Source organism: Mycolicibacterium moriokaense (genome assembly GCF_010726085.1).
Lineage (GTDB): Bacteria > Actinomycetota > Actinomycetes > Mycobacteriales > Mycobacteriaceae > Mycobacterium > Mycobacterium moriokaense.
Window position 1 is genome coordinate 3973368 of sequence record NZ_AP022560.1, and the last position, 22331, is coordinate 3995698.

At 66.7% G+C, this 22331-nt stretch carries 27 protein-coding genes; 7 read left to right on the forward strand and 20 right to left on the reverse strand.

Features of this window, described 5'->3' with window-relative positions; genetic code table 11:
- On the reverse strand, positions 1-615 hold the full coding sequence (locus G6N43_RS19440) for a TetR/AcrR family transcriptional regulator (protein WP_083149783.1): 615 nt from the start codon (positions 613-615) through the stop codon (positions 1-3).
- A gap of 64 nt (positions 616-679) precedes the next feature.
- On the opposite strand from G6N43_RS19440, the gene G6N43_RS19445 reads away from it, so the two are divergent.
- Positions 680-1582: an alpha/beta fold hydrolase gene (locus G6N43_RS19445; protein ID WP_083149734.1), complete on the forward strand. Its 903-nt coding sequence runs from the start codon at positions 680-682 to the stop codon at positions 1580-1582.
- On the opposite strand, the gene G6N43_RS19450 is transcribed toward G6N43_RS19445, so the two are convergent.
- The 3 genes from G6N43_RS19450 to G6N43_RS19460 all read right to left on the reverse strand — a co-directional run bounded on the left by G6N43_RS19450 (position 1500) and on the right by G6N43_RS19460 (position 3197).
- Positions 1500-1934 carry an ester cyclase gene (locus G6N43_RS19450; RefSeq protein ID WP_083149784.1) on the reverse strand — a complete coding sequence of 145 codons (435 nt, stop codon included), beginning with the start codon at positions 1932-1934 and terminating at the stop codon, positions 1500-1502. The two genes, G6N43_RS19445 and G6N43_RS19450, sit on opposite strands and share 83 nt — an antisense overlap.
- Positions 1935-1936: 2 nt before the next feature.
- Positions 1937-2692, reverse strand: coding sequence for a YebC/PmpR family DNA-binding transcriptional regulator (locus G6N43_RS19455; RefSeq protein ID WP_083149735.1), 756 nt, complete (start codon positions 2690-2692; stop codon positions 1937-1939).
- A gap of 70 nt (positions 2693-2762) precedes the next feature.
- Positions 2763-3197: a hypothetical protein gene (locus G6N43_RS19460; RefSeq protein ID WP_083149785.1), complete on the reverse strand. Its 435-nt coding sequence runs from the start codon at positions 3195-3197 to the stop codon at positions 2763-2765.
- Between the two features lie 88 nt (positions 3198-3285).
- Between G6N43_RS19460 and G6N43_RS19465 the strand changes: the two genes are divergently transcribed.
- A complete protein-coding gene (locus G6N43_RS19465) occupies positions 3286-5007 on the forward strand; it encodes a CocE/NonD family hydrolase (RefSeq protein ID WP_083149786.1) in 1722 nt (573 codons plus the stop codon).
- 58 nt (positions 5008-5065) lie between these two features.
- Positions 5066-6277: an acyl-CoA dehydrogenase family protein gene (locus G6N43_RS19470; RefSeq protein ID WP_083149736.1), complete on the forward strand. Its 1212-nt coding sequence runs from the start codon at positions 5066-5068 to the stop codon at positions 6275-6277.
- 67 nt (positions 6278-6344) lie between these two features.
- On the opposite strand, the gene pdxT is transcribed toward G6N43_RS19470, so the two are convergent.
- The 12 genes from pdxT to G6N43_RS19530 form a co-directional block, all read right to left on the reverse strand.
- On the reverse strand, positions 6345-6926 hold the full coding sequence (gene pdxT, locus G6N43_RS19475; protein ID WP_083149737.1) for a pyridoxal 5'-phosphate synthase glutaminase subunit PdxT: 582 nt from the start codon (positions 6924-6926) through the stop codon (positions 6345-6347).
- On the reverse strand, positions 6923-7759 hold the full coding sequence (gene tesB, locus G6N43_RS19480; protein ID WP_083149738.1) for an acyl-CoA thioesterase II: 837 nt from the start codon (positions 7757-7759) through the stop codon (positions 6923-6925). Before tesB ends, pdxT begins: the two co-directional genes overlap by 4 nt.
- Before the next feature lie 13 nt (positions 7760-7772).
- Complete coding sequence (gene pdxS, locus G6N43_RS19485; protein WP_280529375.1) at positions 7773-8621, reverse strand: pyridoxal 5'-phosphate synthase lyase subunit PdxS; 849 nt, start codon at positions 8619-8621, stop codon at positions 7773-7775.
- Positions 8622-8786: 165 nt separating this feature from the next.
- Entirely contained in the window at positions 8787-9845 is a 1059-nt protein-coding gene (locus G6N43_RS19490; RefSeq protein ID WP_083149740.1) for an NUDIX hydrolase, read from the reverse strand.
- Positions 9842-11023 carry a glycosyltransferase family 4 protein gene (locus tag G6N43_RS19495; protein ID WP_083149741.1) on the reverse strand — a complete coding sequence of 394 codons (1182 nt, stop codon included), beginning with the start codon at positions 11021-11023 and terminating at the stop codon, positions 9842-9844. Before G6N43_RS19495 ends, G6N43_RS19490 begins: the two co-directional genes overlap by 4 nt.
- Entirely contained in the window at positions 11023-11955 is a 933-nt protein-coding gene (locus tag G6N43_RS19500) for a phosphatidylinositol mannoside acyltransferase (RefSeq protein WP_083149742.1), read from the reverse strand. Before G6N43_RS19500 ends, G6N43_RS19495 begins: the two co-directional genes overlap by 1 nt.
- Positions 11952-12650 carry a phosphatidylinositol phosphate synthase gene (gene pgsA / locus G6N43_RS19505; protein ID WP_083149743.1) on the reverse strand — a complete coding sequence of 233 codons (699 nt, stop codon included), beginning with the start codon at positions 12648-12650 and terminating at the stop codon, positions 11952-11954. The genes G6N43_RS19500 and pgsA overlap by 4 nt, the downstream gene beginning before the upstream one ends.
- Positions 12651-12654: 4 nt before the next feature.
- Positions 12655-13266, reverse strand: a complete 612-nt coding sequence (locus G6N43_RS19510) for an ATP adenylyltransferase (RefSeq protein ID WP_083149744.1) — start codon at positions 13264-13266, stop codon at positions 12655-12657.
- Positions 13263-15317: a threonine--tRNA ligase gene (gene thrS, locus G6N43_RS19515; protein ID WP_083149745.1), complete on the reverse strand. Its 2055-nt coding sequence runs from the start codon at positions 15315-15317 to the stop codon at positions 13263-13265. The genes G6N43_RS19510 and thrS overlap by 4 nt, the downstream gene beginning before the upstream one ends.
- A gap of 71 nt (positions 15318-15388) precedes the next feature.
- Entirely contained in the window at positions 15389-15817 is a 429-nt protein-coding gene (locus G6N43_RS19520; RefSeq protein WP_234810012.1) for a TIGR02611 family protein, read from the reverse strand.
- Entirely contained in the window at positions 15814-16443 is a 630-nt protein-coding gene (locus G6N43_RS19525; RefSeq protein ID WP_083149746.1) for a PaaI family thioesterase, read from the reverse strand. The genes G6N43_RS19520 and G6N43_RS19525 overlap by 4 nt, the downstream gene beginning before the upstream one ends.
- 26 nt (positions 16444-16469) lie before the next feature.
- Complete coding sequence (locus G6N43_RS19530; protein WP_083149788.1) at positions 16470-17321, reverse strand: aldo/keto reductase; 852 nt, start codon at positions 17319-17321, stop codon at positions 16470-16472.
- Between the two features lie 72 nt (positions 17322-17393).
- On the opposite strand from G6N43_RS19530, the gene G6N43_RS19535 reads away from it, so the two are divergent.
- The 3 genes from G6N43_RS19535 (at position 17394) to G6N43_RS19545 (ending at position 19728) form a co-directional block, all read left to right on the forward strand.
- The gene (locus G6N43_RS19535) at positions 17394-17891 is read left to right on the forward strand and encodes a DUF1990 domain-containing protein (RefSeq protein ID WP_083149747.1); all 498 of its coding nucleotides are present in this window, start codon (positions 17394-17396) and stop codon (positions 17889-17891) included.
- 80 nt (positions 17892-17971) lie between these two features.
- Entirely contained in the window at positions 17972-18664 is a 693-nt protein-coding gene (locus G6N43_RS19540) for a GAF and ANTAR domain-containing protein (protein ID WP_083149748.1), read from the forward strand.
- 233 nt (positions 18665-18897) lie between these two features.
- Entirely contained in the window at positions 18898-19728 is an 831-nt protein-coding gene (locus G6N43_RS19545; RefSeq protein ID WP_083149749.1) for a L,D-transpeptidase, read from the forward strand.
- Here G6N43_RS19545 and G6N43_RS19550 read toward each other — a convergent pair.
- The 3 genes from G6N43_RS19550 to G6N43_RS19560 are packed head-to-tail and all read right to left on the reverse strand — an operon-like array spanning position 19725 to position 20959.
- Positions 19725-20111, reverse strand: coding sequence for a DUF4267 domain-containing protein (locus tag G6N43_RS19550; protein ID WP_083149750.1), 387 nt, complete (start codon positions 20109-20111; stop codon positions 19725-19727). The two genes, G6N43_RS19545 and G6N43_RS19550, sit on opposite strands and share 4 nt — an antisense overlap.
- A 19-nt stretch (positions 20112-20130) precedes the next feature.
- Entirely contained in the window at positions 20131-20448 is a 318-nt protein-coding gene (locus G6N43_RS19555; RefSeq protein ID WP_083149751.1) for an NIPSNAP family protein, read from the reverse strand.
- A gap of 34 nt (positions 20449-20482) precedes the next feature.
- Entirely contained in the window at positions 20483-20959 is a 477-nt protein-coding gene (locus tag G6N43_RS19560; protein ID WP_083149752.1) for an anthrone oxygenase family protein, read from the reverse strand.
- Between the two features lie 100 nt (positions 20960-21059).
- On the opposite strand from G6N43_RS19560, the gene G6N43_RS19565 reads away from it, so the two are divergent.
- Entirely contained in the window at positions 21060-21632 is a 573-nt protein-coding gene (locus G6N43_RS19565) for a TetR/AcrR family transcriptional regulator (RefSeq protein ID WP_083149753.1), read from the forward strand.
- A gap of 55 nt (positions 21633-21687) precedes the next feature.
- Here G6N43_RS19565 and G6N43_RS19570 read toward each other — a convergent pair whose 3' ends face one another.
- Positions 21688-22200 (reverse strand): hypothetical protein, encoded by a 513-nt coding sequence (locus tag G6N43_RS19570; RefSeq protein WP_083149754.1) that lies wholly within the window; start codon positions 22198-22200, stop codon positions 21688-21690.
- Positions 22201-22331 lie beyond the last annotated feature (131 nt).

The following is a 22331-nucleotide window of genomic DNA, read 5'->3' on the forward strand; positions in this document are numbered from 1 at the left end:
TCAGGTCGATGTGACGATGCCAACATCGCGGCTGACAGGCTGCGTCAGGGTCACGCCGCGGTACTGCGGCGCGAGCGCGCGGCCGGCGGCCAGTAGCGGCTCGGTGCTGCGCAGCGTGCGCGCCAGGATGAAGGCACCCTCCAGCGCGCTGACGATCGCCAGCGTCACGTCGCGGGCCCTGGCCGAGTCCAGGCCGCGGGCGCTGAAGTACGCGGCACCGCCTTCGATCCAGCCGTTGAACACGGTCGCGGTGGTGTCGCGGAGTTCCTCGACGATGTCGGCGACCTCGGCGGCGACGCTCGCGACGGGGCACATGTTGGCGAAGCCGGTCTGAGCCATGTCGTCGGCGGCCTGGGTGAACAGCGCGTCGATGGCCTCTCCCACGTCTGTGTGGGCGTCGACGATCGACGGGATGAGCAGGCCGTACGCCGCACCAGCGTTGATCAGCGCCTCGCGGGCGATCTGCACCTTGCCGCCGCGGAAGTGGTGATACAGCGAGCCGATGGGGGCGCCGGAGGCCGCGGCGATGTCCTTCATGCCGACCGCGCCGTAGCCGCGGTGCCGCATCAACTCGGCCGCTGCGGTCAGGATCGCCTCCCTGGTGGACCTTGCCATTCGCACCTCCCGAGGACAGACTAGAGCATACGTTCTAGAATCAAAGTTCTAACGAGAGGTCGCCATGAAAACCGTCGACGTCACCGCAGGGACCATCGAGTACCGCGAGGAAGGCGATCCGACCGGCGCACCGGTGGTGCTGCTGCATGGCCTTTTGATGAACGACACGCAGTGGAACCTCGCGCTGCCCCACCTGCCGACGGGATTCCGCTATCTGCTGCCTGTCCTTCCGCTCGGCGGGCACCGCATCCCGATGCGCGACGACGCCGGCCTCACGATGCCCGGCATGGTCGACGTCGTGGCGGACTTTCTCGACGCCCTGGATCTCAGCAACGTGACGCTGGTGGTCACCGACTGGGGCGGGCCGCTGTTCCTCACCGACCGGGGCCGCGACGGCCGCGTGGCGCGCCTCGTGATCTGCCCGTCGGAAGCCTTTACGAACTTTCCGCCCGGGTTCCCCGGCAAGGTCACGTGGGCGGCCACCCGCAGCACCGCCACCGTCAAACTGGCGATGCAGCAGCTGCGTATCGCTCGGTTGCGCAACCGGTTCTTCATGTTCGGCATGATGGCCGCCAAACCGATCCCCCAGGACATCGTCGAGGCGTGGACGGATCCCGGCCTCACCGATATCCGGATCCGTCGCGACCTGCTGAAATACGCGCGCACCAAGTTCGACAAGACCGACCTGGCGCGGGCCACCAACCGGCTGGCCGACTTTCGCGGAGACGTGCTGGTGCTGTGGAGCCGCAACCGCGTGATGCCGGCGGCTCATGCTGAGGCGTTGGCCGAATTGACTGGCGGCACACTACGTTACGTCGACGACGCGAAGGTGCTGATCATGCTCGACCAGCCCGAAGCGACCGCGCGGGCGATCGGCGAGTTCCTCAGCGCTCCAGCAGGCCGATCTGTCGCATCTGCGCCAGAACGTCGACCACACCCCACGTCTCGGCAACGCGACCGTCGATGAAGCGGAAGATGAAGATCTCGTTGTAGGTCACCGTTCGGCCGGTGGGCGCAGCACCCATGAACTCCCCCAGTTGCGTACCGGTGACGGTGTTCCTGACGACGATCTTGTCACCCGCCGCGATCAGATCGTCGACGACGAGGTGCAGGTCGGGATAGACCGCGTAGAGCATCGACCACACTTGCTTGAGCTTGTCCGGCCCCGTCGCGTCGATGGGCAACGGCGTGCGGATCTGCGCATCCGGCAGGACGAACTCGTCGATTGTTTGCGCGAGGGCATCAACATCGTGGGCGTTCAGCGCGTCGTGGAAACGCTTGAACGCCGCGATGTTTCGTGCCTCCTCGGCGCTGGGCAGCGCTAGCCCTCGTCGAGTTGAGCAGCCACGTCGTCCGGGATGTCCATGTTGGTGTAGACGTCCTGCACGTCGTCGCTGTCCTCGAGCGCATCGACCAACTTGAGCACCTTGCGGGCCCCTTCGAGATCGACCGGCACCGTCACCGACGGCTGGAAGCTGGCCTCGGCGGACTCGTAGTCGATGCCCGCATCCTGCAGCGCGGTCCGGACTGCGACGAGATCGCTGGGCTCGCAGACGATCTCGAAGCTGTCCTCGAGGTCGTTGATCTCCTCGGCGCCGGCCTCGAGGACGGCGGTCAGCACGTCGTCCTCGGTCAGCCCGTTCTTCTCCAGGGTGACCAGTCCCTTGCGGGAGAACAGATAGGACACCGAGCCGGGGTCGGCCATGTTGCCGCCGTTGCGGGTCATCGCGACGCGCACCTCGCCCGCGGCGCGGTTGCGGTTGTCGGTCAGGCACTCGACGAGCACCGCGACGCCGTTGGGGCCGTAGCCCTCGTAGGTGATGTTCTGGTAGTCGGCGCCACCGGCTTCCTCGCCGGCGCCACGCTTACGGGCCCGCTCGATGTTGTCGTTGGGCACCGACGACTTCTTGGCCTTCTGGATCGCGTCGTAGAGCGTCGGGTTACCGGCCGGGTCGCCGCCGCCGACTCGCGCGGCCACTTCGATGTTCTTGATCAGCTTTGCGAAGTTCTTGCCGCGGCGTGCGTCGATGACGGCCTTCTTGTGCTTTGTGGTGGCCCACTTGGAATGGCCGCTCATGGGTGTACTACTCGCTTCCTAGAAGTCGTGCTCAACGTCCGACCGACGAGTCTACGTGGACATTTGGGCCTCACCGAACCGCGCCGGGCGGCGTGACCGCCACGATGCGGTAGCCGACGCCCGCAGGCCAGCCGAGGTGGCCCTGAAGATGCACCTGAATCCAGGTCGGCGCACCCGACGGATCGTCGGTGAACGTGGCGGCGGCGTCGACGATGGCGCTGGTGTCGCCTGCGGCCCGCAGCACCACCGAGATCGACAGCGTCGGGTCGCCGAGCTGGGCCCGGTCGTAGGCCAGGCTGTCGGGGATGAAGAACGACGTTGTGAAGTTCGGCGTGCGGATTCCGCGCGGCGCATTCGGGGCTCGACGCAGCATCAGTCCGGCGACCTGCGGTTTCCCGTCGAACCACACGGTGCCGACGTACTCGGTGCGCCGCGCCTCGGAGCCGTCGGGCAGCCGCACGATCGTGTCGATGCGCGGCTGGGGCTCGACCTCGACCGTCGTCATCTTTGGATTGTGCGTGATTTTGCGATTTCGGCGTGGATAGTCACGCTGAGCGTGACTGCGCACGCCGAAGTCGCTCATAGTGACACTCATGACGACCGACCGCCCGTTGAACGGCCCGCAGACCACCGGGCGCGACTATCGGAACCTCAGCCAGCCGCAGTTCACGAACCGGCACGACAACAACGTCCGGGTGCCGATGCGTGACGGTGTCGACCTGCTGGCCGACGTCCACCGACCCGAGACGCACGGCAGGTACCCGGCGTTGATCGCCGCGTCGCCCTACCCCCGGCAGATGCAGGACTTCGGCGCTCCGGCCGGCTTCATCGAGGCGGGCGCCACCGACTTCTGGGTGTCGCGCGGGTATGTGCACGTGATCGCGAACGTGCGCGGGACCGGCGGATCGGGTGGCACGTTCGGGTTCTTCGACCCGCAGGAACGCCGGGACATGTACGACCTCGTCGAGTGGGCGGCCGCCCAGCCGTGGTGCGACGGCAACGTCGGCATGATCGGCATCAGCTACTTCGCCATGACCCAGCTGGAAGCGGCCGTCGAACGGCCGCCCCACCTGAAGGCGATCTTCCCCGTCGCGGTGACCGCCGACCTCTACGAAGGGGCAAGCCATCACGGACTGGCCAGCACGTCGTTCATCACGCCGTTCCTGTCGATGATGGGCCTGATGACGGATCGCAGCGACGGGTTCTGGCGTCGCAATCCGGTGATCGCCGCGGCCCGAAAGGTCCTTCATCTGCCGCCCGTGCATCGCAAGTTCGCGACCATGAACGGCGAGGCCGCAGTCACGATGATGCGAGCGCTGCTCAAACTGCCGCACAGCCCGCATCCGTGGGACGACCTGTGGCTCGACGCCGTCGTCAAACATCCCTTGCGTGACAACTGGTGGGAGGCGCGAAACCTGTTGCCACTCCTTGAGAACATCGACATACCCGTCTACCTGGGATGCGACTGGGAGAACGTACCGTTGCATCTGCCGTCGACCTTCACCGCGTGGAAAGCCCTGGCGGACAAGGCCAATATCCGGATGGCGCTACTCGGCCAGTTCGGCCTCACCTGGCCATGGGAAAGCCTTCACCATGAGGCGCTGGCGTGGTATGACCACTGGCTCAAGGGCTACGACACCGGCATCTTAGAGGGACCGCCGATCCGTTACGTACTGCCCGGCGCCGACGGCTGGCACACCGCCGGCCAATGGCCGCCCGCCGCAACGACTCTCACAGAGTTCGCGCTGCGCGCCGACGGCAGGCTCGACCGCGCAGAGGGTACGCCCGGCAGTCGTGAGTACCTCACTCTCGGCGCCGGGCTGAACCGTCCCAAGGCCAGTCCGACCGACCCTCCCGCATCGCTGTCGTGGACCAGCGCGCCACTCACCGAGACCGTCGACGTCGTCGGCGACATCGAACTGCGACTTGTCGCATCGGCCACCGCGCCCGACACGGCGTGGATTGCGACACTCGAGCACGTCGCCGCCGACGGCACCACCAGCGAGGTGACCGCCGGCTGGCTGAGGGCCAGCCTGCGCGAGGCCGACGAGGCGAAAAGCCGGCCCGGCGCGCCCGTCCTGCCGTGCCGCACGTTCGCGCCCGTGCCGATCGGCGAGGACGTCGAGTACCGGATTCCGTTGGTGCCCAATGCCCGGCGCTTCGCCGCAGGCGACCGCATCCGGCTCACCCTGACGAGCGACGATCAGGACCCGCAGACACCGGCGATCATGAACTTCCGGCACGCGAGCGTCGGCACCAGCAGTCTCAACACCGTCCGGTCGTCATCTCGGCTGGTCCTGCCGGTGCAGACCTAGGTTTGTTACCTCCGCCACAGTCTTTCCCGAGTAACTTACTCAGAAGTAAGATCGCTCCATGTCCTTCTCACTGGAGCTGTCCCCCGATCTGGTGCACATCCGTGACTGGGTGCACGAGTTCGCCGCCGACGTGATTCGCCCCGCCGCCGCGGAGTGGGACGAACGCGAAGAGACGCCGTGGCCGATCATCCAGGAGGCGGCCAAGGTCGGCGTCTACTCGATGGAGTTCTTCGCCGAGCAGGCGGCCGAGCCGTCCGGACTGGGCATGCTCGTCGCGTTCGAGGAGATGTTCTGGGGCGACGCCGGAATCGCGCTGTCGATCCTCGGCACCGGGCTCGCCGCCGCGTCGCTGGCCGGTAACGGCACACCCGAGCAGATGGGCGAATGGCTGCCGCAGATGTTCGGCACCGTCGACGACCCGAAGGTGGGGTCGTTCTGTTCGTCGGAGCCGGGTGCCGGCTCAGACGTCGGCGCTATCCTCACCCGCGCGCGCTACGACGAGGCGAAAGACGAATGGGTGCTCAACGGTACGAAGACGTGGGCGACCAACGGCGGTATCGCCGAGGTGCACATCGTCGTCGCATCCGTGTACCCCGAGCTCGGCGCGCGCGGCCAGGCGACGTTCATCATCCCGCCGAACACACCGGGCTTCCGGCAGGGCCAGAAGTTCCTCAAGCACGGGATCAGGGCGTCGCACACTGCCGAGGTGGTGTTGGAGGACGTCCGCATCCCCGGACGTCTGATCATCGGTGGCCGAGACAAGTTCGAGGAACGGATCGCCCGGGTCCGCGAGGGCAAGAGCTCGAAGGGTCAGGCCGCGATGGCCACGTTCGAGCGGACCCGGCCCACCGTCGGCGCGATGGCCGTCGGCGTGGCGCAGGCGGCCTACGAGTATGCGCTCGACTACGCGCTGCAGCGTGAGCAGTTCGGCCGCAAGATCGGCGAATTCCAGGCGATCGCCTTCAAATTGGCGGATATGAAGGCCCGGATCGACGCCGCGCGGCTGCTCGTCTGGCGGGCGGGCTGGATGGCGCGCAACGGCAAGTCGTTCGACAACGCCGAGGGGTCGATGGCCAAGCTCGTCGCCAGCGAGACCGCCGTCTACGTCACCGACGAAGCGATCCAGATCCTCGGCGGCAATGGCTATACGCGCGACTACCCCGTCGAGCGTATGCACCGCGACGCGAAGATCTTCACCATCTTCGAGGGCACCAGCGAGATTCAGCGTCTGGTCATCGGTCGGGCGGTGACGGGTCTGCCAATCCGCTAGGTTTTTCGGCGATTTCGGCGTGGCTGGTCGCGCTGAGCGTGACCCAGCACGCCGAAATCGCAAATTTCTATAGCTGGTCGACGAAGAGTTTGTGGATGCGACGGTCGCCCGTCACCTCCGGATGAAACGACGTCGCGAGCACCTTCCCCTGCCGCACCGCGACGATGTGCCCGCCTGCCGACCCCAGCACCTCGACGTCGGGGCCGACACGCTCGACCCACGGCGCCCGGATGAACACCGCATGGACGGGCGTGTCGAGACCCGTGAAGTCGATGTCGGCCTCGAACGAATCCACTTGGCGGCCAAAGGCATTGCGCCGGACCGTCATATCGATCGCCTTCAACGGCGTGGCCTCACGCCCAGCGGCGCCGGCGTCCAGGATCTCGGTGGCCAGCAGAATCATGCCCGCACACGACCCGTAGGCCGGCATGCCGTCGGCCAGCCGAGCCCGCAGCGGGTCGAGCAACTCGAAATCTCGCAGCAGATGGCTCATCGTCGTCGACTCCCCACCGGGGATTACCAGCGCGTCGACGGCCTCGAGTTCGCGTAGCCGCCGCACGGTGGACGCCTGCGCGCCTGCCTCTCGCAACGCCGCGAGATGTTCGCGAGTGTCCCCCTGAAGCGCCAACACCCCGACGTGCGGGCTCACGGCTTGTAGTCGCGCTTGTAGCGGGTGAGGCCTTCCTGCGTCACCGCCGCCACCATTTCGCCGGTCTGGGTGTAGATCGTGCCCTGGGTCAGGGCCCGCCCACCCGATGCCGACGGCGACGTCTGGTCGTAGAGCAGCCATTCGTCGGCGCGGAACGGACGCATGAACCACATCGCGTGATCGAGCGACGCGACCTGCAGATGGTCACGCTCGGCGGCGTGGTGCACCTGCGCCGAGCCGAGCAGCGTGAGGTCGCTCAGGTAGGCCAGCGCGCAGATGTGCAGCACGAAATCGTCGGGCAGCGGATCCCGGTGACGGAACCACACCTGTTGTTGAGAAGCCTTGCCCGGCAAGCGTTCCAACTTCTCCTGCGGCACGACGCGCACATCCCACTCCGCGAACTGCTTGAAGCCCGCGTCGTCGAACGCCTTGACCTCCGTCAGACCCGGCAGGTCGTCGGGCGGCGGCGCCGACGGCATGAGGTCCTGGTGGTGGATGCCGGTCTGGTCGGTCTGGAACGACGCCGACATCGAGAAGATGGTCTCGCCGTGCTGGATCCCGTTGACCCGACGCGTGACGAAAGAGCCGCCGTCGCGCAGACGCTCGACGATGAACACCGTTGGTGCTTTGGCGTCACCGGGGCGCAGAAAGTAACCGTGCAGCGAGTGCACCTGATACTGCGGTTCGACGGTGCGCACCGCCGATACCAACGCCTGCCCGGCCACATGGCCGCCGAAGGTGCGCTGCCAGTTTCCCGACTCGGGACTGAAGACGCTGCCGCGGTAGATGTTGACCTCGAGTTGCTCGAGATCAAGGATCTCTTCGATAGCCATCCGGTTGCTGCGGCTACCAGCCGCGTTCGGCGAGCCGATGCGGGGCGGCCACGTCCTCGACGTTGATGCCGACCATGGCCTCACCCAACCCGCGCGACACCTTCGCCAGCACGTCAGGGTCGTCGTAGAACGTCGTGGCCTTCACGATCGCGGCGGCGCGGCTGGCCGGGTCGCCGGACTTGAAGATGCCCGAACCCACGAACACACCCTCGGCACCGAGCTGCATCATCATCGCCGCGTCGGCCGGCGTGGCGATGCCACCGGCGGTGAACAACGTCACCGGCAGCTTGCCTGCCCGAGCCACCTCGACGACGAGGTCATACGGGGCCTGCAATTCCTTTGCGGCAACGAACAACTCGTCCTCAGACATCGAAGACAGCCGTCGGATCTCGCCGCCGATCGCCCGCATGTGGGTGGTCGCGTTCGATACGTCGCCCGTGCCCGCCTCACCCTTGGAGCGGATCATCGCAGCACCCTCGGTGATCCGGCGCAGCGCCTCGCCGAGGTTGGTCGCACCGCACACGAAAGGCACCGTGAACTTCCACTTGTCGACGTGGTGGGTGTAATCCGCCGGGGTGAGCACCTCGGATTCGTCGATGTAGTCGACGCCGAGGCTCTGCAGGATCTGCGCTTCGACGAAATGCCCGATGCGTACCTTGGCCATCACCGGGATGGTCACCGCGTCGATGATGCCCTCGATCAGATCGGGGTCGCTCATCCGCGCGACGCCGCCCTGGGCGCGGATGTCGGCAGGCACCCGCTCCAGCGCCATGACGGCGACCGCGCCGGCGCCCTCGGCAATGCGGGCCTGCTCGGGCGTGACGACGTCCATGATCACGCCGCCCTTGAGCATCTCTGCCATGCCGCGCTTGACCCGCGCGGTGCCGGTCTGGGTCACCGCAGCCGTCCCCCGAGTCGCATCGCTCCTGCCCCCTGGGACCCCGTTAGGTGCGGTATCCACTGCTCTCTCCTCCGAATCGCTACTGATCCAGTCTAAGGGCGGTCGCAAATCCATTGATTCCGCAGTTCAGCGGATGGACTGCAACTGCCGCCGAGGTGCGCCGCCCCGGGCATCGGCAAGCGCGTTCGCCTCGTCCAGTAGCTCGCCGAGCTGCACCGGATAAACCTTTTCACCTTTGGCGACCAGCTCTTCGATCATTGTCGCATCGCACCAGCGGTGCCCGTGAATGTAGGCCCGCTCCAGGCCGGTATGCCCGGCCGCCGAGGGTTCGAAGCGGTCGGTGCGGTGGATGAAGAACATCTCCTCGCTGTGGATGACCGATCCGTTGAAGTCGATCACCGCATCGCGCTGCCACACCGGCCCCACCATCTCGTCCGGGGAGACGCGCAGCCCGGTCTCCTCCTCCAGCTCGCGCGCGGCGGTTTCCGCCAGCGTCTCCCCCTCTTGTGTCGCGCCGCCGACCGTGAACCACCAGCGCGGCGCCGGGCGGTCCGAGTCGTCGGCGATCGCGGGGTCCGATCCGCACAACAGCAGTACCGCACCCGACCGGTCCAGCAGCACGACGCGCGCCGACACCCGCCTGGTCACCGTGGCCTCCGTGTCACCGGATGCTGCTGGAGACTCCAGCGCCCGCTCTGCGATCTCGAAATAGGTTGGCAGCGCGGCGGTTCCACCGAGCCGCAGCAGCCTGACGGCGGGGCGCTCACGCAGGGCCAGGGTGTCCCGGACCGCGTCGTTGTGGAACCGGCGGGCCAGCAGCACCCTCGCCTCGGCGTCGGCCAACTCAGCGACCAACGCCAGCGGCAACGACGCCGGATCGACCAGCGCCAGCGCCGCGGACAGCTCGTTCTCGGCGGCCTCACGCCGCTCCCGCGGCGCGCGTTCGGCGGCGTCGGCCAGTGCCGCCAGCCGCTTACCGGCCGGCCCGTTCCCATAGGCGTCGACGGCCACCGCGCGGGCGACGACGGCCCGTCGCGCCAGGACGCTGTCGAGGGCCTGCCAGGACAGGTCGTATCGCACGTGCAGCCGGTCGAGCCGGTTGGCGGTCTGAAACGCCCACAATCCGACCAGCAGGAGCACCACCAGCAGCACCACCAGCGCGGTGACGACGACCCAGGTGGTCAATTCGATCCCCTGGCCTTCGCGCGCAGTGCACCGACGGCGTTACCCGACGCGCCCGCGACCTGCACCTTGGTTCCGGAGCTGGCGACCGTCTCGTACACGCGCATGATCTGGCCGGCGACCACCGACCAGTCGTAGCGGCGCACCGCCTCCGAGGCGGCTTTGACGTAGCGGTTCCGGACGGTGTCGTTCTCCAACACCTCGATCAGCCCGTCCGCCAAAGCCTCGGCGTCGTCGATGGCCACCAGCCTGCCCGCTTTCCCGTTCACCAACACCCGCCGGAACGCGTCCAGATCGCTGGCGACCACAGCGGTGCCCGCGGCCATCGCCTCGACCAGAACGATGCCGAAGCTCTCGCCGCCGGTGTGGGGTGCGCAGTAGACGTCCGCACTGCGCATCGCGGAGGCTTTCGCGGCGTCGTCGACCTGGCCGAGGAACCGCAGATGCTTCGCGAGTTTGCCTGCGGAGCGGCGCAGTTCGTCCTCGTCGCCGCGGCCGACGATCAACACCTCGATGTCGTCGAACCGCTCGACCAGTCGAGGCAATGCGCGCAGCAGGATCTCCATCCCCTTGCGGGGTTCGTCGTACCGGCCCAGGAACAACACCGACTTGCCCGGGCGGGGGTAGCCGTCCATCAGCGGCGCCGACGCGAACGCCGCGACGTCCACGCCGTTCGGTATCTCGACCGCGTCGCTGCCGAGCGCCTCCATCTGCCACCGCCGTGCCAGATCCGACACCGCGATGCGGCCCACGATCTTCTCGTGCATCGGTCGCAGGATCGGTTCGAACACGCTGAGCGTCAACGACTTCGTGGTCGACGTGTGAAACGTCGCCACAATCGGACCCTCGGCGATGTTCAACGCCAGCATCGACAGGCTCGGGGCATTCGGCTCGTGCAGATGCAACACGTCGAACTGGCCCTGCATCAACCACTTCTTCACCATGCGGTGCGTGGCGGGCCCGAACCGCAGCCGCGCCACCGACCCGTTGTACGGAATCGGCACGGCCTTACCGCCGGACACCACGTAATCGGGCAACAACGCCTGCGCTTCCGACGACGTCGGTGCCAGCACGCTGACGACGTGGCCGCGGTCGTGCATCACCTCGGCCAGCTGCAACACATGGGACTGCACCCCGCCCGGCACGTCGAACGAGTAGGGGCAGACCATGCCGATGCGCATCAGGTCACCCCGAGTTTGGCTCGCCGTTCGTCGGAGAGGTCAGCCAGCCACTGCGGCTGCATCATGTGCCAATCGGCGGGGTGCGCGGCGATGTTGCGCGCGAAGCGATCCGCCAACGCCTGGGTGACGGCGGTGACGTCCTTTGAGCTGGTGTCGAGCGGCTCCTGCAGGTCGATGACGCAGTCGTCGCCGTCGTAAAACACATGCGCGGGAATCAGCGCGGCGCCCGTGGTGATCGCCAACTTCGCCGGGCCCGCGGGCAGCCGGGTGCGCTCGCCGAAGAAGTCGACCTCGACCCCGGACCGGGTGAGGTCACGGTCGGCCATCAGGCATACGAACTTGTTCTCCCGCAACCGTTCCGAGAGCAACTCGAACGGGGGCCGCTCGCCGCCCGAGGCCGGAAACACCTCGAACCCCAGGCTTTCCCGGTATTCGATGAAGCGCCGGTACAGCGATTCGGGTTTGAGCCGCTCGGCCACCGTGGAGAAGGTGCCGTGCCTGTGGACGAGCCACACGCCTGCCATATCCCAGTTGCCGCTGTGCGGCAGCGCCATGACCGCGCCCCGTCCCGCGTCGAGCGCCTCCTGAGGCCGGTGCGCGCCGATGCAGACTTCGTCGAGTCGTTGTGCGACCGCGGCCAGGTCCATCGTGGGCAACCGAAACGCCTCCCGCCAGTATCGGGCGTAGGAGGCAAGCGAAGCACGAATGAGCCCGTCCGGCACGCGGGCGGGCTCGACACCGATGACACGGGCGAGGTTCTTGCGTAGCTGTTCGGGTCCCCCGCCCCGCGCCGCATAGTGCGCCCCAGCGCCGAACGCGTTGCGCGCGACCACTTCCGGCATCGCGCGCACAAGCCGCCAGCCTGCGGCGTACCCCCAGTCGGCGAACCTGCCGCTCAACGAGAAGCCCGGATCGGGAATAGGCGTGCTCATGACTCGTCCGACTGCGGTGCGGGCGGGCCGTGCTCCGAGGGTGCCTCACCGGCGGCGGTGCTGTCCGGCTTGATCAGCAGATCCATCGCGCCGGGTGAGGTGCGCACGCTGTGCACGCGCTGGCCCAGGGTGATGAGGCTGGTCAACGCCAGCAGCCACATCGCCACCTCCAGCAGCCAAGTGACGCCGAACAGACCCGACAACCCCGCGCCGACGAGCACGATGATCAACCGTTCGGGCCGCTCGATCATGCCGCCTTCGGCGGCCAGGCCGCTGGCCTCGGCACGCGCCTTGATGTACGAGATGACCTGCGAGCTGACCAGGCAGATCAACGTGGCGACGACCAGCGATGTGCTGCGCAGGCCGAAGGCCGCCCACCACAACAGGCCGCAGAAGATCGCGCCGTCGCCGATCCGGTCGCAGGTGGCGTCGAGGACCGCGCCAAATCGCGTACCGCCACCGCGCTGACGGGCCATCGCGCCGTCGAGCATGTCGGCCAGTACGAAGAACCAGACGACGACCGCGCCCCACCACAACTTGCCGATCGGAAACAGGGTCAGTGCACCCAGCACGGTGCCCGCGGTGCCCAGAATCGTGATGCTGTCGGGTGTCAGGCCCGCGCGCAGCGCAGCCTTCGCCAGCGGCCGGGACAACTTCTCGTAGGCCGCACGCGTCATCAGGTAGAGGTTGCTCAGTGGTTCACCCTCCGTCGCTGCGCCCGTCGGACTGCTTCGCCCACTCCGTCGCCAGCAGCTCGCGCGTCTCGCTCAGCAGCTGCGGGACCACCTTTGCGCCGCCGATGATCGTGATGAAGTTCGCGTCACCGATCCAGCGCGGCACCACGTGCATGTGCAGATGCTCGGCCAGTGACCCACCGGACACCCTGCCCAGGTTCAGCCCGACATTGAACCCCATCGGGTTGGACACGCTCTTGATGACGCGAATCGCCTTCTGGGTGAAGGCCATCAGCTCGGCGCTCTCCGCCTCGGTGAGGTCTTCGAGTTCGGACACCATGCGGTACGGCACCACCATGAGATGTCCGGGGTTGTAGGGGTACAGGTTCAGCACGACGTAGACGAGCTCGCCGCGAGCCACCACCAGGCCGTCCTCGTCGGACAGCTTGGGGATGTCGGTGAATGGCCGCGACGGCTCCGAGCTGTCGCGCCGCATCGGGGCTTCGGCGATGTAGGTCATCCGATGCGGTGTCCACAGCCGCTGCAGGTGGTCGGGCTCGCCCGCGCCGTGGTCGATGATCGTCTGGTCGTCCTGCTGTCGGGTCAGCTCGTCGCGAAGGTGCTCGTCGTGGGTCACTGCGCAATGCCCACCTTGACCAGTTCGGCTGTCGGAGTGGCGTTTTCGCGCCGCGCGATCCAGTCGGCGATGGCTGCCACCGCGGCGTCGCGCGGTACGCCGTTGATCTGGGTGCGGTCGCCGAAGCGGAAGCTGACGGCGCCGGCCTCGATGTCCCGGTCACCTGCGACGAGCATGAACGGCACCTTCTGGTTGGTGTGGTTCACGATCTTCTTCGCCATCCGGTCGTCGCTGGTGTCGACCTCGGCCCGAATCCCCGCCATCTTCAGTTGCGTCGCAAGGCCGTTGAGATACGGGATGTGGTCGTCGGCGACGGGGATTCCGACCACCTGCACCGGTGCCAGCCATGCTGGGAACGCGCCGGCGTAGTGCTCGGTGAGCACACCGAAGAACCGCTCGATCGAACCGAACAGCGCGCGGTGGATCAGCACCGGACGCTGGCGGGTGCCATCGGCGGCGGTGTACTCCAACTCGAAACGGTCGGGCATGTTGAAGTCGAGCTGGATGGTCGACATCTGCCAGCTGCGGCCCAGCGCGTCCTTGACCTGGACGGAGATCTTGGGTCCGTAGAACGCCGCTCCACCGGGATCGGGCACCAGGTGCAGACCGGAGGCCTCGGCGACCTCACGCAGCGTCTCGGTGGCCTCGTCCCAGTCCTCATCGGAGCCCACGTACTTCTCGGGGTCCTTCGTCGAGAGCTCCAGGTAGAAGTCGTTCAGTCCGTAGTCGGCGAGCAGGTCGAGCACGAACCGCAGCAGCGACGCCAACTCGTCGCGCATCTGCTCGCGGGTGGTGTAGATGTGCGCGTCGTCCTGGGTCATGCCGCGCACCCGGGTAAGGCCGTGCACCACACCGGACTTCTCGTAGCGGTACACCGAGCCGAATTCGAAGAGCCGCAACGGAAGTTCCCGATAGGACCGCCCGCGCGACCGGAAGATCAGGTGGTGCATCGGGCAGTTCATCGGCTTGAGGTAGTAGTCCTGCCCCGGCTTACGCAGCGTGCCGTCCTCGTTGAACTCGGCGTCCATGTGCATCGGGGGGTACATGCCGTCGGCGTACCACTCGAGGTGTCCGGAGGTGATGTAGAGCTGTTCCTTGGTGATGTGCGGGGTGTTGACGAACTCGTAGCCGGCCTCGATGTGCTTGCGACGCGAGTATTCCTCGAGTTCGCGCCGGATGATGCCACCCTTGGGGTGGAAAACCGCCAGCCCGGAACCGATTTCGTCGGGGAAGCTGAACAGGTCGAGTTCAGCGCCAAGCCTGCGATGGTCGCGCTTCTGCGCCTCTTCGAGGAACTCCAGATGCTTGTCGAGCGCTTCCTGTGACTCCCACGCGGTGCCGTAGATGCGCTGCAGGCTCGCGTTGTTCTGATCGCCGCGCCAGTAGGCCGCCGAACTGCGCGTCAGCTTGAACGCCGGGATGTACTTCGTCGTCGGGATGTGTGGGCCGCGGCACAGGTCGCCCCATTCCCGTTCGCGGGTACGGGGATTGAGGTTGTCGTAGGCCGTCAGCTCGTCGCCGCCGACCTCCATCACGTCCGGGTCACCGGACTTGTCGTCGATGAGCTCCAGCTTGTAGGGCTCGTTGGCAAGTTCTTCGCGCGCTTGCTCTTTGGACTCGTAGACGCGCCGCGAGAACAGCTGGCCTTCTTTGATGATCTGGCGCATGCGCTTCTCGAGCGCCTCGAGGTCCTCCGGGGTGAACGCCCGCTCCACGTCGAAGTCGTAGTAGAAGCCGTCGGTGATGGGCGGTCCGATGCCGAGCTTGGCCTGGGGGAAGATCTCCTGCACCGCCTGCGCCAGCACGTGCGCGGCGGAGTGGCGGATGACGCTGCGTCCGTCCTCGGTGTCCGCGGCGACGGGGATGACCTCGACGTCGGTCTCGGGGGCCCATGACAGGTCGCGCAGTCGCCCCTGCGGATCGCGCACGACGACGATGGCCTTGGGGTCGCCGCGGCCCGGCAGCCCCGCTTCGCGCACCGCCTCACCCGCGGTCGTCCCGGCAGCGACCCGGATAGGGGCTGCTGAGGCGGGGCTGACGGCGGCGCTCATCGGTCTGTCTCCAATGCGTCGGGGGCTATGTCGGGGTATGTCGAACGCGACCATGCTATCCGTGCACGCCTTCAGGCCCCCAGGCCAATAGGGCTGTTCAACCACGGCCAGTCGATGCCGAACAGTTCGGCGGTCCAGTCGGCGGCGCCGAGCAGCCACAGGGTGCCCACCACGACCACAAAGGTGAACAGCGCACCGATCGCCTGGATCGCGATGTGCTGTTCGCTGAACCAGGCCATCGCCTTGTCGTAACGCGTCTTGGCGTACGCCAGCAGACGTCGTGCCCATTCGAATTCGGTCGCGAGGATGCCGAGCCCGACGAACAGGATCGCCCAGCCCGGACCGGGATACGGGATGGCGACGACACCCACGGCGAAGACCGTCAGGCCGACGACCGCGACACCGATGCGGTAGGTGAATTCGGCCATGCGGTGGTCGCGCAACCGATCGCGCCAGCGCGCCCATCGGCGCACGCGGCCGGGGTGACCGCCCTTGGTCACGGTTGGCCGGGGCGCAGCTTGACGAACAGCGCGTGCGACTCGGCCAGCACGTCCTCGCCGTCCAGCAGGCGTCCCGATACGAAGATCTTGCGGTCCTCGATGCTGTCGATGCCGGCCTCGACCTGCAGCTCCCTCTCGACCAGCGCGATCTTGCGGTAGTCGACGTGCAGGAACGCGGTGCGCTGGGCGCGGCTGCCGCTGAGGGTGAACGCGGAGTACCCGAGCAGCCCATCGAAGAGCTGCGCGACCGCGCCGCCGTGCGCGGCGCCGTTGCGGCCGAGGTGGAATCTGCGGAACGTCGCCGTGCCCGCGATGCGACCGTCGGGCGTCTTGTGCAGGTCCAGCGGGATGGACAGCAGATTGCCGCGGTTGGGCAGGTCCATCCGCCGACCGGACGGCGAGGACCATTCGTCGGCGTAGTAGGGCGCCAGCAGTTGCGTGACCTTCTCGACGAGGTCGGCGGCCTCGGTGATGACGTCATCGGGTGCGTCGGCAGCGCGGGCATGGTCCTGCAGGGTGCGGACGGCCTCGATGAAGCGGCCGTAGTCGGGTCCACCCTGGGTGGTCGGCACCGGCGGGTTGAATCCCCCGCCGGGATGCGCACCCGAAGGCTGATCGGTGGTCACCCGACCACCGTATTGCCTGGCTCAGGCTAGGCGGCCGCGGCCCCGGCCGTGCTCAGCGTCTCGAACTCGTCATCGGTCAGCTCGATGCGCGCGGCCGCGACGTTCTCCTCGAGATGGTCGACCTTCGACGTCCCGGGGATGGGCAGCATCACCGGTGACCGCTTCAGCAGCCACGCCAGCGCCAGCTGCGACGGGGACGCCCCGTGGTCGGCCGCGATGCGCTGCAACGGCCCGTCGGGGGCTGCCAGCGGTCCAGCGGCCAACGGGAACCACGGAATGAACCCGATGTTCTGGGACTCGCAGGCTTCCAGCACCGGCTCCGCACTTCTCGTCGACAGGTTGTACATGTTCTGCACCGTCACGATCGTCGCGACCTTCTGGGCGGCCTCGAGTTGGTCGACATTGATTTCGGACAGCCCGATGTGGCGGATCTTGCCTTCCTGCTGCAGCTTCACCAACTCCCCGATCTGGTCCTCGGCGGGGAACTTGTCGTCGATGCGGTGCAGCTGGAACAGGTCGATGGTGTCCACCCCGAGGCGTCGCAGACTCATCTCGCATTCCTGACGCAGGTACGCCGGGTACCCGAGGGGGTCCCAGGTGTCGGGTCCGACGCGCAGCAACCCGGCCTTGGTGGCGACGACGAGTCCGTCGGGATAGGGATGCAGCGCCTCGTTGATCAGTTCCTCGGACACATACGGGCCGTAGGAGTCGGCGGTGTCGATGAAGTTCACGCCAAGGTCGACGAGGCGGCGCAACACACGAATGCACTCGTCGCGATCGGCAGGCGGGCCCCAGACGCCCTTGCCCGTCAGTCGCATCGCGCCGAAGCCCAGACGGTTGACGGTCAGGTCGCCGCCGATGGTGAAGGTGGTGGTCATCTTTCGCACCGTACGCCGAGAACCTTGGGGTCGCCGGGCAGCGAATGCCGGCTGCGATAGCGTCGGGCAGCGATGAAGCTGAGCGACCTTGCCGGGCTGCCGTTGACCTACACAGAGGTCGGCGCCACCGCCGGCGCACTGCCCGCCGGCTACCACCACGTGCGGAAGTCGGCGGTGATCGGTCGCGGCTTGCGGAGGTTCGAGGAGGCGGCCGCGGCCGGGATGCGGTGGGGCATGCTGCGCGGCGCCGGGATCAAGGTGACGGCGACGACTGAGGTCGCCGCGGTCGGGTCGGAGGTCATCGTGCACCTGGGCCCGGTCCAGGCGCCGTGCCGAGTGGTCTACGTCGTCGACGAACCCGACCGCCGCGGTTTCGCCTATGGCACCTTGCCCGGGCACGCCGAGTCCGGTGAGGAGCTGTTCCTCGTCCGCTACGACCCGGCCACCGAGAACGTGATCGCCGAGGTGACCGCGTTCTCCCGGCATGCCACGTGGTGGAGCCGGTTGGCGTCGCCGTTCACGTCGCTGGTCCAGCGAATCGTGACATCGCGTTATCTAAAGGCCCTGTAGTCGGCTTATTCGATACGCACCGGCGTCCGTCACCGCGTAGCTTTGCCCCGGGAGGAGGGCGAGTGGTGAAGAATTCAAGCATGGTCGAGGCCACCCACCTGCGTATTGCCGAGCTGGTACAGGCACTGCACAGCCGGACCGATACCGACTCGGAAACCGTGATCGCCGAGTTGGCGGAACACGCCGCGGTGGAGATTCCCGGTGCGCAGTACGCCGGCATCACGGTGACGCGCAACCGCAAGCACATCGACACCCCTGCCGCCACGCACTTCTATCCGATGCTGTTGGACAAGGTGCAGCAGCGATACGGCGAGGGCCCGTGTCTCACCGCGGCGTGGGAGGAGAAGACCATCCATGTCGCGGATCTCGAACACGACGACCGCTTCCCGCGCTACCGGGAAGATGCGCTGGCGGAAACGCCGATCCGGTCGATCATGGCGTTCCAGTTGTTCATCGCCGGCGAGACGATGGGCGCACTGAACGTCTACGCCGAACAACCGCACGCGTTCGACGATGAGTCCAGGACCATCGGCCTGATCTTCGCCGCGCACTCGTCGGTGGCGTGGAATTCCGCGCGCCGCGACGAGCACTTCAAGAAGGCGTTGGCCAGCCGCGACGTGATCGGTCAGGCCAAGGGCATGATCATGGAACGCTACGGGGTCGACGCAGTGCAGGCATTTGAGTTGCTGCGCAAGCTCTCTCAGGACTCCAACGTGCCGCTGATCAAGGTTGCCACCCAGCTCGTCGCCGACTCCCAGTCGACCGCCCAGTAGCCCGGCGCGACACGCCGTCGACTCGGCCTCTCGGACCATTTCGGATTCGATTGCGACACGGCCGGATCGCGACCGAGTTTCGAAGCGGGCCACCACGTTCGCATTTCGCGGGTCGTTGCCGAAGCGTGACGAACCCTTGATCGAATTGCGAAGGCTCGCCTGGGCATCGAATCCCCTTGGCGCCCCTACGATCGCTTATTGACAAGGTTGTAATTTCGAAGGATTCGGAACCCATGCGTGTGGTTTTTCGGTGTGTTCTCGCAGCGATGGTGATCGCTGCGAGTGTGGTTGTGGGCCCGGCTGGCGCCAGCTCGGCGGCGAGCCAGTCGTATCGTCCTGCGGTCGCATCGATCCTTCCCGCGCCGGGTTCCGTCGTGGGCGTGGCGCACCCGGTCGTCGTGACGTTCAGAGCCCCCGTCACCGACCGGCGTGCCGCCGAACGCGCCATCGACATCAAGTCGGTGCCCCCGATGACCGGCAAGTTCGAATGGGTGGAAAACAACGTCGTGCAGTGGGTTCCCGACGAATTCTGGCCGGCGCACACCACGGTGGCACTTGCGGTGGGCAACCTGCCCACCACGAGCTTCCAGACCGGTCCCGCCGTCGTGGGTGTGGCCAACATCGCGGAGAAGACGTTCACGGTGACCATCGACGGTGTACCGCCCTCTGATCTGCCCGCACCTCACCACCGCGCCAACTGGGGCAAGCCTGGCGTGTTCCCGGCTTCGATGGGCCGGCCGCAGTATCCGACGCCGGTCGGTACCTACACCGTGCTGGGCAAGGATCGCGACGTGGTGATGGATTCGAGCACCGTCGGTATCCCCGTCGACGCTCCCGATGGTTACCATCTGGACGTCGCGTACGCCGTTCGCTTCACCGAACGCGGTCTCTTCGTGCACTCGGCTCCCTGGTCCGTCAACCAGATGGGCTATGAGAATGTCAGCCACGGTTGTATCGGGCTCAGTACCGAGGATGCAGAGTGGTACTTCAATACCGTCAATGTGGGTGACCCGATCATTGTGCGGGAGAACGGGATCGAGGTTCCTCGAACCGTGTCGGGCTAGCTCTGCGAATAGAGCAGCAACGCCGCTGAGATGAGCATGACGACGGCGGTCGCGCCATGGACTCCCCAGGCGATGGACTTGGCACCACCGCTGCCGAGCACGATCGCCGCGTCGGCGATCGGAATGAGGGTGGCGGCCAATATCACCCAGCCGAGCAGATGTGTTGCGCCCGCGGCGATCAGGATGATGACAATCAGCCCTGACGCGATGTCGCGGATGCCCTTGACCCGCATATAGGCGCCGACGGATGGCTGGCCCACATCGGGTTGCACCCCGTAGCCCGCGGCGGCGACGCGCGGCGCGACGATGAAGCGTGCGCCGATGAAGATGATCGCGGCGGCGATGAGTCCGGCGAGGGTGTAGCCCACGATGGAAGCGGTCATATCGAATGCTCCTGAAATGTCATTGAATTGGCGAGAATGAGGTCGGATTCATCAGCGCCGACTGAACGTCGACGATGTCGTCGATGTCGAAGCCGGCCATATCGGCGGCGAATTCAGGACTGGCCATCACCTGCCGCGTGAGCTGTTCGGGATCGGCCGTCGCCGGGTAGCGGATGAGTGCGATCAGTCGATTCGCATCGCCGCCTTCCTCTGTCCACACGCCGTGGGTGGTGATCCCGAATTTCTGGAACGTCGGCAGATGGCTGGCCCAGTGCACCGCCGCATAGCGTTCCAGCGCTTCGGACGATCGCAGGGTATAGATCCTCAGCTGAAACATCGACTATTGCTCTCCTCCAGTTGATATGAGGAATTCAGATCGTCAACGCCACACACAGGACGGTCACTGCGAGCCCTTGCAGGACGGCGCGAACGCCGATGATGCGGTCCCACTTTTCTTGTAGGACACGCCCATTCGGTATCGATCGACCGGCGTCGACGGCCGCTGTCAGCTCTCGATTGACCGGCGCGCTCACCCGTGTGTAGAGCACGATCCAGACCAACAACAGGACCAGGGCTACAGCCGCCGCGATCGCTTGTGGCCATTGCGCGGCCACCGCAGCGAGCACCACCGTCGCCGCCGCGGCCACCACGCCGAGCACCCCAGGCACGGGCATGCGCCGGTCGCCGTATCGATGCACGTTTCCCGTGACCTCCACCAGTGTGGCGTCGTCGACCGATGCCAAGGCCGGGCGCAGCACGATCGCGCAGAACATGTCAGTGCCGTAGACGACCGCGGTGCCGAGCACAGCGATCAATGCGGCGGCACGAGCGATCAGATCCAAAGTCATGTCGTAGACCCTTCCGACGTAGGCGTTAGCAACGCTAACCCTGGTTCCGTCACGCGTCAATAGCAACGCTAGTATCGGTAGCGGTGATATCATCCGCGGTATGGCCATCCAGGACCGTCGCGACCGGGAGCGAGCCGCCCGCAGGCAGCTGATCATCACGACGGCGCGCCGGCTTGCAGAGGCGGAGGGCTGGGATGCGGTGACGACGCGGCGGTTGTCCGCGGAGATCGAGTACAGCCAGCCGGTGTTGTACAAGCACTTCGCCGGCATGGATCAACTCGCTGATGCGGTCGCCCTCGACGGCTTCGGCGAGCTGGCGGATGCGATTCGAGATGCTCGAGAGGGTGCGGCCGGCGACAGCCTGGCCGCCGTCGCGCACGCGTATCTGGATTTCGCCCGCAATAATCCGGCCGTCTACGACGCGATGTTCGCGCGTGCGACCAGCCTGCACTTCGCCGCAGACGACACTCCCCCTCAGCTGAAGGCCGCCTTCGCTGAATTGCGTTCAGCGGTGGCTCTTCTCAGCGGCGACGACGATGCGGACACGCTCACCGAGGTGTTCTGGGCGGCACTGCACGGCCTGGTCACCCTCGGCCGTACGGGCCGACTACGCCGGGGCTACGAATCCGAACGTATCGACCTGCTCGTCACTCAATTCGCCCGCGAACGCTGAGATCGCGGCCACCCGTCCCCAGTCATCGGGGACGGGTCGCCGCGGAAGGGCTAATTCAGTGGCCGGAAGGTCCCGGGCCGGGCGCAATCGGTTGACCGGGCTGGGGTGCTCCACTCGGCGCGGGACCGACCGGATCCCCCTTACCTCCGGCGGCACCACCCATGGTGGTCAGCGGAAGGCCGCCCGCGACCGGAGCACCGGCGACGATCGGTGCACCCGCGATCGGCGGAACGATCGGCACCGGCGGCACCAAGGGCGGAACCGGCGGCACCAGGGGCGGCGGCACGATCGGTGGGACCAGCGGTGGCGGAACGATCGGCGGAGCGATCGGAACCGGCCCGGGCAACGCCATCGGCACACCGGCCATCTCAGTGATGGGAGCGCATGGGGCCGCCGCAGGAGCACCCGCTGCTGGAGCCTCCCCCGCCTGCGTCTCGACGCACTCGTAGGCACCACCGGTCTTGAGCATCGGCGCCGCCGAGGCGCCAGCGCTCAACGCCAGTGCGACGCCGCATAACCCCGCCCCGACAGCAATCATCTTGATGTTGAGTCGATCAAAGATCGCCATCACCCACCCGCTCCTTCATTAACGCTCAAAACATTCCACTTCGTAGTGGTGCAGCAGAACCGCATGCCGTACCAAAGTCGCCTCTGGACGACGTGGTCAATTTATCGACACCGATCGCGATCAACGGACAC